Source organism: Riemerella anatipestifer (assembly GCF_009670965.2).
Lineage (GTDB): Bacteria > Bacteroidota > Bacteroidia > Flavobacteriales > Weeksellaceae > Riemerella > Riemerella anatipestifer_B.
This window is the reverse complement of the sequence record NZ_CP073239.1, coordinates 2,065,046-2,078,461: the sequence shown is the minus strand read 5'-3', so window position 1 is coordinate 2,078,461 and position 13,416 is coordinate 2,065,046. Positions and strand designations below refer to the sequence as shown.

Genomic DNA, 13,416 nt, shown 5'->3' with positions numbered 1-13,416 from the left:
TGTTTATTAAAAAATTAATACAGTTGGGTTAGGCTTTGGCCTTTTTAATTTTTAATCCTTTTTTACTTTCAAACCAAATGTAAAGAATTGGTAGAAGATAAAGCGTTAAAAATGTAGCTAATAAAAGCCCACCAATAACTACTGTTGCTAACGGACGTTGTACTTCGGCACCTTCTCCTGTACTTGTTGCCATAGGTAAGAATCCTAACGAAGCCACGAAAGCAGTCATTAGTACAGGGCGAAGTCTGTTTTTACCACCAGCTCTCACGGCATCTTTTAAAGAGGTTTGTAGAGCTTTTTGTCTGTTAAATTCGGCGATGAGTACAATACCATTCAGTACCGCTACACCAAATAAAGCAATAAACCCTACACCAGCTGAGATACTGAAATTCATTCCTCTAAGCCAAAGAGCCAAAATTCCCCCAATAGCAGATAACGGAATTGCCGTGAAAATAAGCATACCATATTTGATAGAACGAAACGCAAAATAAAGCATTAAGAAAATCATAAGTAAACTTGCAGGAACAGCTATTGATAGCCTTGCTTTAGCTTGTTGAAGATTTTCAAAAGTACCTCCATATTTAATGAAGTAGCCTGGTGGCAATTTTAGTTTTTGTTCTACTTGAGTTTGCAAGTCTGCTACCGTAGTTTGTATGTCTCGGTTTCTAACATTAAAGCCTACAATAATTCTTCGTTGAGCGTTCTCTCTTTGAATTTGGTTAACACTTTCCTTTAATTCTACATCAGCAATGGAGCTTAATGGGATTTCAGTACCTGTAGGAGTGCTTATCAGTAGGTTTCTAACATCATCTATATTCTTTCTTTGCTCTCCACTAAGTCTTACCACAAGGTCAAATCTCTTTTCACCTTCATAAACGGAGCCTGTGGACTGTCCAGCAAATGCGGTATTTACAATACGGTTGATTTCGCTGATATTCACGCCATACTGTGCTATCTTAGCTCTATTGTATGAAATCACAATCTGTGGAATACCAGAAATAGGCTCTACATAGATATTTTGAGCTCCTCTAATACTTTTAGATATTTCTCCTAATTTTTCAGAATAAACCTTTAAAGTATCTAAATTTTCACCAAATATTTTACAAACCACATCTTGTCTAGCTCCCGTCATAAGCTCGTTAAAACGCATATTAACAGGATATTGGAAAGAATAGGTTACACCTAACATATTCTTTTTAAGCTCGGCAGACATTTTTTCTGATAATTCTTCATAGGTTTTAGCAGAAGTCCATTCTTCACGAGGTTTTAGAATTACCATCATATCACTCGCATCAATAGGCATTGGGTCGGTAGGGATTTCGCTACTACCTGTTTTACCTACAATTTTCTCTATCTCAGGGAATTTTTTTAATAAAATTTGAGATGACTTTTGTACAGCATCCGTAGATGTTTTAAGATTACTCCCTGTAAGCACTCTAGTATCTACCGCAAAATCTCCTTCTGGAAGACTTGGGATAAACTCTCCACCCAAACGCGTAAGAATAAATACCGAGAATACAAACAATGCCAAAATAGCAATAACGACTACTTTTGATCGATTGAGTATTTTGGCTAAAGTTTTCTCGTAGAAAGCTTCTACTTTCTCCATCATCTTGTCTGAGAAATTCTTTTTAAAGTTTATTTTTTTACTTAATACCAAACTACTCATCATAGGTACATAAGTTAAGGATAGAATAAACGCCCCTAAAAGTGCAAACGCTACCGTCTGTGCCATAGGTTTAAACATTTTACCTTCAATCCCTTGTAGTGTAAGTATTGGTAAATAAACTATTAAGATGATGATTTGTCCGAAAACAGCGGAATTCATCATTTTTCCAGCAGAAGATTCTACTTCATCATTCATCTCTTGTTGAGAAAGTTCAGACTTATCAGATTTCTTTAGCTCGTGGAGTTTATGCAATACAGCCTCCACAATAATTACCGCTCCATCTACAATTAAACCAAAATCCAATGCCCCCAAACTCATTAAGTTACCACTTACGCCAAAAATATTCATCATTATAATAGCGAATAACATAGAAAGAGGTATAACTGAAGCTACCAAAAATCCTGCACGGAAATTTCCTAAGAATAAAACCAATACAAAGATTACAATTAAAGCTCCTTCCATAAGGTTCTTTTGTACCGTTCCTATGGCGTTGTTTACCATTTTTGTACGGTCTAAGAAAGGCTCTATCTTTACACCTTCTGGTAGTGTTTTTTGGATTTCATCAATGCGTTCTTTTACATTTTTGATAACTTGGTTAGAGTTAGCTCCCTTCATCATCATTACCACTGCACCAGCTACTTCGCCTTTACCATTGTAGGTCATAGCACCATATCTAGTGGCACTTCCATAATCTACCTTGCCTATATTTTTTACTAAGATAGGGGTTCCATCAGGGAGTGTTTTTACTACGGTATTTTCTATATCTTCAATTTTACCTACCAAACCTTCTGTGCGGATAAATAATACTGTAGGACCTTTTTCTATGTAAGCTCCACCTGTATTTTGGTTGTTACTTTGTAAAGCGTTAAAAACCTCTTGCATTGTAACGCCCATCGCCTTTAGCTGAGAAGGATTAACGGCTATTTCATATTGTTTAAGATAACCACCGAAACTCGCAACATCGGCTACACCTTCTATTCCAAGGAGTTGTCTTCTTACCACCCAATCTTGTATGGTACGAAGCTTCATTGCATCATAACGGTGCTCGTAGCCTTTTTTAGGGCGAACCACATATTGGTAAATTTCACCTAACCCAGTGGTAATGGGTGCCATTGTAGGAACGCCTAATTCGGCTGGAATATCTTTGGATACCTGTTGTAACCTTTCTGATACTTGTTGACGAGCTAAGTGTATATCTACATCATCTTTAAAAACAATGGTAATTACAGATAAACCAAAGCGAGAAAAACTTCGGATTTGTTTAATTCCTTGTATGTTATTATTGGCCTGTTCTAATGGGAAAGTGATGAATCTTTCCACGTCAGGAGCTCCTAAGCTAGGAGATACAGTGATGATTTGAACCTGATTATCAGTAATATCAGGTACAGCATCTATGGGGAGTTTTCTAACCTCAAAAATACCGTAGATAATAAGTGCTAAAGTAAATAGACCAATTATTAGTTTATTTTTGATAGAAAACGCTATAATTTTATTTAGCATATTCTTTTAAGAGTTATTAATTTATAAATAAAGTAATTGGTTAAAAGCAATTTAACCAAACGAACACCTTTAATAAAGAAAAAATAAAGGGTTTAAGTATAAAACTAAATAGACCTAGGAGGGCGAAATACAGAAACACTACTTCCCATAGTAAAACCTTCGGAGTAGCCAAAATTTTGTGATTTTTCTTTGTGTATTTTTGACGATTTTATATTAAAATCAAAACTGGCAGGGGGTATGGCTAATAGCATAACCGCAATAGTTTGATTTTGAGATTTAAACGGAAGTTTCATATCCTCGTTATAATCGTCATCGTGTACATCTCCACTGAGGTAGTGGAGTGTAATAAATTGTCCAAAAGACATTTCTGGATTACTGCTTCTATGTTCTATAAAATGTTCTATCAATACAGGCAATTTCAAAACCTCTCTCACCTCTGAAAACGAAATGAGATAGCATGTGATAAAACCGTATATAATAAACTTTCTGAACATATCTTGCGACAAAGGTAAGCATTAAAACAATAGATTTTCTATTGGGTATAAATTTAGAATGAGTTTAATTTAATGTAGCTGAGATTTAATATTTATCAAAAATTATTACTTTTGTAGAAATAATGTAAATAATATTTAACCTTATGAAAAAAATATTTGTGATAGCCTTAGTTTTAGGTTTAACTTCAGTAGCGTGTTCTAAAAAGGAAAATGTAAATGCAGAGAGTAATATTATGCTTCCAGAGCCTGAGGTTGCTGTAGCTGTTGATACTACTAAGACTACAGTAAGTACACCTGCTGCTGGAACAACAACTCCTGCAACTGATTCTACAGCTACAAAATAAACCGTATGAAGTATACTTATTTCGGAATATTAACTTTGGTTCTATTTTCTTGTACTCAGAAAGAAACCTCTCAAGTAGAGACAGTGGAGGAGAAGCCACGAGTGGTATCAGAAAGTGCTGTAGAGCCTAACCTAGAGCATCAAGGATATCAGTTAATAAAGGGGTCAGACTGTTTGAGTTGTCATAGTATTGATAAGAAAATGGCAGGTCCTTCTTTTAAAGAGATTGCAGATAGATATACTCAAGAAGATTTAGGAACACTATCGAAAAATATTATTGAGGGCGGTAGTGGTAATTGGGGCGAAATACCGATGCAACCACATCCTCAACTATCTAAAGAAGAGTCGGATAAAATGGTAGAATTCATCATGAGTCTTAAAAAATAGATAGTACTTTAATTATAAATAAGAAGACCCTACTGTAAAAGAGGTCTTCTTTTATTTTTTAATTTAGTTTATAAAAAGAATTCATGGATAAAAAATATAATAAACAGCTAAAGTTTAGAGATTTAGGTTTGATGGATTATCCTGATGCGTTTGAGTATCAAGAAAATCTCATGAAAGAAATTATAGAACTAAAACTCAAAAATAGAGATAGGGTAGATGGGGTACAGGAATTAACGCCAAATTATTTTTTATTTGTGGAACACCCTCATGTATACACTTTAGGAAAAAGTGGTAATGAAAACAATATGTTGGCAAATACAGATAAGTTAAAAGAAATTAACGCCACATTTATAAAAACTAATAGAGGTGGAGATATCACTTATCATGGCTTTGGACAGATTGTAGGTTATCCTATTTTAGATTTGGATAATTTTAAAACAGACATACACGCTTATATGCGTAGTTTAGAGGAAGTTATCATAAGAGTAATTGCAGAATATGGCTTGAAAGGAGAGCGTTCCGAAGGAGAAACAGGGGTTTGGCTAGATGTAGGTAAACCTTATGCTAGAAAGATATGTGCCATGGGGGTTAAAACTTCTAAATGGGTTACTATGCATGGTTTTGCACTAAATGTAAATACAGATTTAAGGTATTTTGAATATATTATTCCGTGTGGGATAAAAGATAAATCCGTAACCTCTATGGAGCGAGAGCTAGAACGAAAATTTACTGATAAAGAAATAGTAGATTTAAAGGAAAAAATAAAAAAACACTTTACACAAATATTTGGTTCAGAATTTATATAGAAACTAAAGGTAAAAGTGTTATATTGGTTAGATTATGCAGAATTTAGCGTTTATCATCAATCCTTTTTCAGCAAAGGGGAAATATCAATCTTTTCTAGAAAAAATGGAAAAGGAGTTTCCTCAGGCATTGTACTATATTTCAGATTCGGTAAAAGGGACGGAGGCTTTTATAGAAAATAATTTCTCAAAAGTTGATATGTTTGTTGCCGTAGGGGGCGATGGAACTATTTCTAGTATTGCTAAAAAACTGATAGGTACAGATAAAATTTTAGGAATTTATCCAGCGGGGTCGGGTAATGGTTTTGCTTACGAAATGGGTTTTACTAAAGATATAACTTCTTTAATCAATAAAATAAAAAATCCTAAAAGTAGAGAGGTTGATACTTTTACAGTGAATGGTCAGCTTTCCATCAATGTTTCAGGTATTGGTTTTGATGGTGCCGTTACCAAAGCATTTGAAAATACAAATAGAGGATTTGCCAATTATATTAAAACGAGTATTAAAACTTTTTTTAAATATCGTCCCATTCAGATTAACTTTAAAGAAGAAGAACTAAAAAAATATAATGGCAAATATTTGATGTTCAATATTGCAAATACTAGGCAGTTTGGAAATCACGCTTACATAGCTCCGAAGGCATTGGCTAACGATGGACTTTTGGATTTAGTTTTGGTTAAAAAATTTCCACTTTGGTATGCTTCAATATTTGCAACGAGAATGTTTAAAAAACAACTGAAAAATGACCAATTTGTAACCTTTTTGAAAAAAGAGAGTTTCTCTTTTGAGGCGAGTGCTAAAGATTGGCATCTAGATGGTGAGTATCACGAAATATCTTCACCCATATCGGTAAAGGTTTCAACTGAAAAACTAAAAATTTTATACTAAAATTAACCTTTTATACTATATATTATGATAAAAACGAAACTAACAGCTTTAGCAATGGTATCTTGTGCAACTTTTGCGTTTGCTCAAGATGGCTTAGTGAATAGCTTGAAAAACAATCAATCCGAAAATCCTGATTTTAAATTTACGGTAATTAAAGAGAACGGTGTTACGGCTGTAAAAGACCAAGGTTCTTCAGGAACTTGTTGGAGCTACTCAGGAAACTCTTTCTTAGAATCTGAAATGATAAGAATGGGGAAAGCTCCTGTAGATTTAGCAGAAATATTTACTGCTAGAAATTCTTATCACGATAAAGCCAAACTTTATGTACTTAATGGTGGAGCTATTTCTTGGGGAGATGGTGGCGAATTACACGATGTTATCAATATGTATCGCAAATATGGTGCAGTTCCACAAGAAGTATATTCAGGTTTAAAGGAAGGGCAAACGAGAAATAATTTCTCTGAAATGCAAGCAATTATAAAATCAATGCTAGATGCTTATGTTAAAAATCCATCAGGGAAATTATCGTCTAACTGGTTGTCTAATATAGATGCTATTTTGGATAGTTATTTAGGTAAGTATCCAACTCAGTTTACTTATAAAGGTAAACAATACACGCCTCAAACCTTTGCTAAAGAGGTAGTTGGGATTGTTCCTGAAGATTATGTAGGTATATCATCATATAAAGATTATGCTTATTATGAGAGATTTGTAGTGCCTATTCCAGACAACTGGAGCCACGAAACTATGTGGAATGTCCCAATGGAAGACCTTACGACTATTATAGATTATGCTATAAAAAACGGCCATACAGTAGGCTGGGCAACAGATGTATCTGAACCTTATTTCTCGTACAAAAATGGAGTGGCTTATGTACCAAATTTAGATTTGGATAATCTTAACGCAGCTACTAAAAAAGATTTATTTAAAGGTCCAAAACCTGATAAAAAAATTACGGAAGAAATGCGTCAGGAAGCTCTTAACAATCTTACTACAACAGACGACCACGGTATGCACATTGTAGGTATTGCTAAGGACCAAACAGGTAAAGAGTATTATATGGTGAAAAACTCTTGGGGAACAACCAACGATTATGAAGGTTATCTTTATGTAACTAAGCCGTATGTGTTGTATAAAACAACAGGTATTTTACTTCACAAAGATGGTATTCCTAAGAATATAACTAAGAAGTTTAAAATAAACACTAATATAGGTTTATAAAATACTCGAAGAGACCGATATTATTCGGTCTCTTTTTAGTTTAGAGTTTTCCTATAATTTATATTATGTTAAATAGATATTTGCTGTATGTCAAATTTAAATAAAATGACATATATACATATAGAAAGTTCTTTTATAACATTAAACTTCATTTTTTATACACTTATTTCTTTTGTTTTGGCGTCAAAATAATGGCAAACTAAAAAACCGCCTCAATTTTGAGACGGTTTAAAGATATTTTAGAAAAGTATTTAATCTAATTATTTAGATTATTTACCTTCTTCCATTTTCTTTTTAAGTTCTGCAAGAGCATCAATATCTCCTAAAGTTGTTTTTTCTTCAGATGCAGAGCTTTTAGCAGCAGCTTCTTTTACATTTTTCTTTTCTTCTTCACGGAAAAGACCTGTGTGAGACACTACCACTCTCTTGAATTCTTTATTGAATTCAATTACTTTGAACTCAGCTTCATCTCCTTTCTTGATTTTAGAACCATCTTCTTTTTCAAGTAATCTAGCAGGACAGAAAGCTTCTACTTCTACATCTTCAAATTTAACTTGCGCTCCTTTATCAAAAACATCAGATGCTACTCCTGTGTGTACAGTACCTTCAGCATATTTAGTTTCGAATTTATCCCAAGGGTTTTCTGTAAGTTGCTTATGACCTAAAGAAAGTCTTCTAGCATCTACGTCTAGTTCTAGAACTACAACATCTAACTTATCTCCTACGCTGCAGAATTCAGATGGATGTTTGATTTTCTTAGTCCAAGAAAGGTCAGAAATATAGATAAGTCCATCAATTCCTTCTTCTAATTCTAAGAATACACCAAAGTTAGTAAAGTTTCTTACAGTACCAGAGTGCTTAGAGCCTAATGGATATTTATCTTGGATATTAGCCCATGGATCTTCAGAAAGTTGCTTCATACCTAAAGATATTTTTCTTTCTTCTTTATCCAAAGTAAGTACTTGAGCCTCTACCTCGTCTCCTACTTTTACGAAATCTCCAGCACTTCTAAGGTGTGTGCTCCAAGACATTTCAGAAACGTGGATAAGACCTTCTACACCTGGAGCTACTTCTACGAAAGCACCATAGTCAGCCAATACCACTACTTTACCTTTTACTTTATCTCCTACTTTTAGGTTTTCATCAAGAGCGTCCCAAGGATGAGCTTCTAACTGCTTCATACCTAGTTGGATTCTTGTTTTATCCTCATCAAAGTCAAGGATAACCACTTTCACAGTTTGTCCATCTTCTAAGATTTCTGTTGGGTGGTTTACTCTAGACCAAGAAAGGTCTGTAATGTGTACTAGACCATCAACGCCTCCTAGGTCGATAAACACACCGTAAGAAGTGATGTTTTTAACTGTTCCTTCAAGAACTTGACCTTTTTCAAGCTGAGCGATGATTTCTTTTTTCTGATCTTCAATATCAGCCTCGATAAGAGCTTTGTGAGATACCACCACATTTTTGAATTCAGGGTTAATTTTAACCACTTTGAACTCCATAGTTTTACCTACATATTGGTCGTAATCTTTAATAGGCTTAACATCTATCTGAGAACCAGGTAAGAATGCTTCGATACCAAATACATCTACAATCATACCACCTTTTGTTCTAGACTTAACGAAACCGTTTACTACCTCACCACTTTCGTGATATTGGTTTACTTTATCCCAAGCCTTAAGCGTTCTTGCTTTTTTATGAGAAAGTTGTAATTGTCCTGTTTTGTCCTCTCTTCTGTCTACCATTACTTCTACCTCATCACCTACTTTTAAGTTAGGGTTGTAACGGAATTCGTTAAGAGAAATAACACCTTCTGATTTGAAATCAATGTCAACGATAGCTTCTTTGTCTGTAAGTCTTACTACTTTACCTACGATAACATCATCTTCTGCTAAATCGCTTAAAGAACCTTTGTAGATTTCTTCAAGTTCTTTTTTCTCGTTTCTGTCCTCAGCATTAAGACCAGATTCAAAAGAATCCCAATCGAAATTTTCAGGTGCTACATTTTGGTTCATAAGAACCTCTTCTTGTTGTTTTGTCTGTTCTGACATAATAAAATAATTTGTATCCAAAACTACCATTCTTTGAGCTAAAACGGATAAATGGGCTTTGAAGTTGGTTAAATATTACAGTTTTTTACTTTTCGCTCAAAAAAGTCCGTAAAAAGTGGTGCAAATATATGTAAAATTTATTATCTGACAATATGATTTTTAGACTTTTAAATCAAAATTATTATCAGGTATAATATTTAGAGTAAGTTTTATAAATTTTACTTTCCAATACAAAACTTACCAAAGATATTACCTAGCACTTCGTCATTGGTAAACTCCCCTGAAATTTCACCTAGATGCTCCATAGCAGCACGAAGTTCGTAGGCTAAAAGTTCGGTGGAAATTCTATTTGTGATGGCGTCTTCCACTTTTTGTACTGAAAGAAGCGATTTTTGTAACGCTTCTTGATGACGCTGATTGGTAATAATGGTGCTTTCAGAAGTTTTTAACTCTTCTATATAAGCTACCAGTTCATTTTTTAAAATTTCTATATTCTTTCCTTCCTTAGCCGAAATACCCAAAATGGTTTGGGTAAAATCAGGAACGAGAGCCTCTTTTAACTGTTTCCAAAAATCATTAATTTCTGCCTCGTTACTGGAATCTATTTTGTTTTGGAGTAAAACAACCTTAAGGTCAGGACGCTCCAAAGAGGTAATAAAGTTTATAATTTCGTCAGGAGAACTGTCTTTTATATCAAATAAATACAATAGAATATCTGCTGTATTTATTTTTTCTTTAGCCTTTTCTACACCTATGCTCTCTACTCTATCGGCGGTATCTCTAATTCCTGCAGTATCTATAAATCTAAAAGCGTGTCCACCAATATGCAGTACTTCTTCTATGGTGTCTCTAGTAGTTCCTGCAATATCAGAAACGATGGCTCTTTCCTCTTTTAGTAAAGAGTTTAGCAAAGTAGATTTCCCTGCGTTAGGCTTACCAATGATAGCTACTTGAACTCCATTTTTAACGGCATTTCCGTATTGGAAACTTTCTAATAAGCCACCAAGTTTAGACTTTAGTTTTTGTAATAATTGAGTCAATTCAGTTCGGTCAGCAAATTCTACATCTTCTTCAGCAAAATCAAGCTCAAGTTCTATAAGAGAAGTGAAATTAAGTAAATCGTTCCGTAAAATAGAAATTTCATTAGATATACCACCTTTTAGTTGGTTAAGAGCTACTTTTCTTGCTGCTTCACTTTCAGAAGCTATAAGGTCTGCTATAGATTCCGCCTGAGAAAGGTCTATTCTACCATTCATAAAGGCTCTCATACTAAACTCTCCAGCCTTAGCCATTCTGCAACCGTTTGCTATCAATAAATCTAAAATTCTTTTACCAATGAAAGGCGACCCATGAAACGAAATCTCTACGGAATCTTCTGTAGTAAAGCTTTTTGGGGCTTTAAAAATACTTATCATGACTTCATCTATCACTTCCTCGCCTTGGACGATAAATCCGTAATGGAGAGTGTGAGAGTCAACTTTAGTTAAATCTTTCCCTTTGAAAATAGTATTTGTAATGTTAATAGAGTTATCTCCCGAAACTCTAATAATGCCTATGGCTCCTACTCCATTGGCAGTAGCTAATGCACAAATGGTATCTTGCTGATTCATTCCGCAAATATAAGACTTAGAAAAATAATTTGGTTTTCTAAAGAAAGTTATCTTTAGATTAAAGTTTCCCTTTTTCTGCAATATTCTTTCTAACTCTGCTTAAACTTTCTGGGGTAATCCCTAAATAGGAAGCCACCATCCATTGTGGTACTCGTTGCAAAATATCGGGATACATTTTTATGAAATCTAAGTATCTTTCTTCGGCTGTTGCACCCAATAAGGAATTAACTCTGTTTTGTAAATTTCTGATGTGTTTTTGTAACAACATCTCTTGTGATGCTGCTGTTTGTGGAAACTTTTCTATTATTTGAGCAAAAAATGAAGGTTTTAGTAATAAGACTTGACTATCTTCCACTGCTTCTATATAGAATTTAGATTTTTCATCAAAGAATAAACTATTTCTGTCTGAAAGCAACCATTTTTCTGGAGCAAACTGAATAATATGTTCTTTACCTTGGGTGTCTATAGAATACATTCTTAAAAGTCCGTTTTCTACAAAAACAGCCCATTTAGCCACCTCGCCTTCTCTTAATAAAAAGGTGTTTTTTTTAATATTTTTTATTTCGTATTCATCCTTACAAAAATCAAGGCAAGTATCTGGTAAGTCTAAAATTTCTGATAAATGGTTTTCAAAGTTTATCATATTTAATATTTACAATAACGGGTAGTTAAATAATTTTAAACTTTAAAACTATTCAACTGCTTTTTTGTTTCATTGTGATTTTTATGGCTTTAAAATTTTACCTCCATCTTCCAAACCATTTTGAAATGCCGTTTTGCTTCCATTCCAATCGCAAACAGTTTCAACTATTAACATAGTTAAAATTCCCGCTATGAAAAACATAATTTCTCTTTTAGTAATTTTCATTTTATTTATAATTTAAATTTATTTCAAAATTCACAGCTGTTTTGCAGTATAACTTAGTTTAAAGAAGCCTTATACAGAATTTAATTATTCACACAGCCCTTTAAAGCATCTGCACCAAAATAAAATATAGCCAACCAAACTAAGCCTTTTACAGTAAAGAAGATTAGTCCTCCCCAACCCACTCGTTTAAGCCATTTTTTTAATTTAGAATCAGAAGTGTTGTTCATTGTAATGATATTTTTAGCAAAAATAATTATTTATTTTGATTTTATTTCGCTTTACATTTAAGCCATAAATATGATGAAATGTTTAATCAAAATCCGTAATTTTGTTGCTAATAAAAATATACTATGAGCAAATTATCTAAACGCGTTGAGAGACTGAGCTATTCCCAAACCTTTGTAATGTCTAATAAAGCCCGTGCTATGAAAGCGGAAGGTATAGATGTTATTAGTATGACTTTGGGTGAACCCGATTTTGATGTTCCTGAAAAAATAAAATTAGCTGCTAAAAAAGCTATTGATGATAATTATAGTCATTACTCTCCTATAACAGGATTTCTTGAACTTAGACAAGCTATTTGTAATAAGTTAAAAAGAGATAATAATTTGGAGTACTCTCCAAGTCAAATTTGTGTTTCTACGGGAGCTAAACAGTCCATTTCTAATGTATTAGCAGCGCTTATAGACGACGAAGATGAAGTCATTTTGCCTTCGCCATATTGGGTAAGCTACGACGAAATGGTAAGAATGATGGGCGGAAATTCTGTTTTTATAGAGACTTCTATAGAAACTGATTTTAAGGTGACTCCTAAACAAATAGAAGCTGCCATTACTCCAAAGACTAAAGCGATTTTATTTAGTTCGCCTTGTAATCCTTCTGGAAGTTTTTATACCTATGAAGAATTGGAAGCTATCGCTAATACTTTAGCCAAATATCCAGAGATTGTGATAATTTCCGACGAAATTTATGAGTTTTTAAATTACGAAGGTAAACATACTTCTATAGCCCAGTTTCCACAAGTGTTCAATCAGACGGTAGTCATCAATGGTGTTTCTAAGGCTTATGCTATGACGGGCTGGAGAATAGGCTACTCTGCTGCTCCACAGTGGTTGGCATCTGCTTGCGATAAAATACAAGGGCAAGTAACTTCTGGGGCTAATACCATTGCACAAATTGCTTCTATTACGGCATTAGAAATGCAGCCATTAGAACTACAACCTATGATAGATAAGTTTAAAGAAAGAAGAAACCTAGCTCATCAACTTATATCCGAAATACCAGGTTTTAAATGTAATCTGCCTAAAGGGGCATTCTATCTTTTCCCTGATGTTTCTTATTATTTTGGAAAAACTTTAGGAGATACCACCATCAATAACTCTGATGATTTTGCGATGTTCCTTTTAGAGAAAGCTCATGTGGCTACTGTTGGAGGTGTATCATTTGGAGATACCAATTGTATTCGTTTATCTTACGCCACTTCCGATGAACAGATAATTGAAGCGATGAAGCGTATCAAAGAAACTTTAGCTAAATATAATATTTAACTCATAGATTCTTTTTAATTGATAGATATTAACT

The 13,416-nt window shown here is 33.9% G+C and carries 13 protein-coding genes; 6 read left to right on the top strand and 7 right to left on the bottom strand.

Annotated features, from left to right (window positions below; translation table 11 throughout):
• Positions 1-28: 28 nt before the first annotated feature.
• Positions 29-3,169 carry an efflux RND transporter permease subunit gene (locus D1J36_RS09610; protein WP_154136927.1) on the bottom strand — a complete coding sequence of 1,047 codons (3,141 nt, stop codon included), beginning with the start codon at positions 3,167-3,169 and terminating at the stop codon, positions 29-31.
• Positions 3,170-3,273: 104 nt separating this feature from the next.
• A complete protein-coding gene (locus D1J36_RS09605) occupies positions 3,274-3,663 on the bottom strand; it encodes a hypothetical protein (RefSeq protein WP_154136926.1) in 390 nt (129 codons plus the stop codon).
• 143 nt (positions 3,664-3,806) lie between these two features.
• Between D1J36_RS09605 and D1J36_RS09600 the strand changes: the two genes are divergently transcribed.
• The 5 genes from D1J36_RS09600 to D1J36_RS09580 all read left to right on the top strand — a co-directional run bounded on the left by D1J36_RS09600 (position 3,807) and on the right by D1J36_RS09580 (position 7,306).
• Complete coding sequence (locus D1J36_RS09600; protein WP_154136925.1) at positions 3,807-4,007, top strand: hypothetical protein; 201 nt, start codon at positions 3,807-3,809, stop codon at positions 4,005-4,007.
• Between the two features lie 5 nt (positions 4,008-4,012).
• Positions 4,013-4,393, top strand: a complete 381-nt coding sequence (locus D1J36_RS09595) for a c-type cytochrome (RefSeq protein WP_154136924.1) — start codon at positions 4,013-4,015, stop codon at positions 4,391-4,393.
• A gap of 83 nt (positions 4,394-4,476) precedes the next feature.
• Positions 4,477-5,199, top strand: a complete 723-nt coding sequence (gene lipB / locus D1J36_RS09590; RefSeq protein WP_154136923.1) for a lipoyl(octanoyl) transferase LipB — start codon at positions 4,477-4,479, stop codon at positions 5,197-5,199.
• A 34-nt stretch (positions 5,200-5,233) separates the two neighbouring features.
• Complete coding sequence (locus D1J36_RS09585) at positions 5,234-6,085, top strand: diacylglycerol/lipid kinase family protein (protein WP_154136922.1); 852 nt, start codon at positions 5,234-5,236, stop codon at positions 6,083-6,085.
• Between the two features lie 24 nt (positions 6,086-6,109).
• Positions 6,110-7,306, top strand: a complete 1,197-nt coding sequence (locus D1J36_RS09580; protein WP_154136921.1) for an aminopeptidase C — start codon at positions 6,110-6,112, stop codon at positions 7,304-7,306.
• Between the two features lie 269 nt (positions 7,307-7,575).
• Here D1J36_RS09580 and rpsA read toward each other — a convergent pair whose 3' ends face one another.
• From rpsA to D1J36_RS09555, 5 genes are all read right to left on the bottom strand, one after another.
• Positions 7,576-9,357: a 30S ribosomal protein S1 gene (gene rpsA / locus D1J36_RS09575; RefSeq protein WP_154136920.1), complete on the bottom strand. Its 1,782-nt coding sequence runs from the start codon at positions 9,355-9,357 to the stop codon at positions 7,576-7,578.
• A 218-nt stretch (positions 9,358-9,575) separates the two neighbouring features.
• A complete protein-coding gene (mnmE, locus tag D1J36_RS09570; protein ID WP_154136919.1) occupies positions 9,576-10,967 on the bottom strand; it encodes a tRNA uridine-5-carboxymethylaminomethyl(34) synthesis GTPase MnmE in 1,392 nt (463 codons plus the stop codon).
• Positions 10,968-11,025: 58 nt separating this feature from the next.
• Positions 11,026-11,610 (bottom strand): Crp/Fnr family transcriptional regulator, encoded by a 585-nt coding sequence (locus D1J36_RS09565; RefSeq protein ID WP_154136918.1) that lies wholly within the window; start codon positions 11,608-11,610, stop codon positions 11,026-11,028.
• An 81-nt stretch (positions 11,611-11,691) separates the two neighbouring features.
• Positions 11,692-11,835 carry a hypothetical protein gene (locus tag D1J36_RS09560; protein ID WP_154136917.1) on the bottom strand — a complete coding sequence of 48 codons (144 nt, stop codon included), beginning with the start codon at positions 11,833-11,835 and terminating at the stop codon, positions 11,692-11,694.
• 80 nt (positions 11,836-11,915) lie between these two features.
• Entirely contained in the window at positions 11,916-12,062 is a 147-nt protein-coding gene (locus D1J36_RS09555; RefSeq protein ID WP_185147727.1) for a hypothetical protein, read from the bottom strand.
• Positions 12,063-12,185: 123 nt separating this feature from the next.
• Here D1J36_RS09555 and D1J36_RS09550 point away from each other — a divergent pair, with 123 nt between their 5' ends.
• Positions 12,186-13,382, top strand: coding sequence for a pyridoxal phosphate-dependent aminotransferase (locus D1J36_RS09550; protein WP_154136916.1), 1,197 nt, complete (start codon positions 12,186-12,188; stop codon positions 13,380-13,382).
• Positions 13,383-13,416 lie beyond the last annotated feature (34 nt).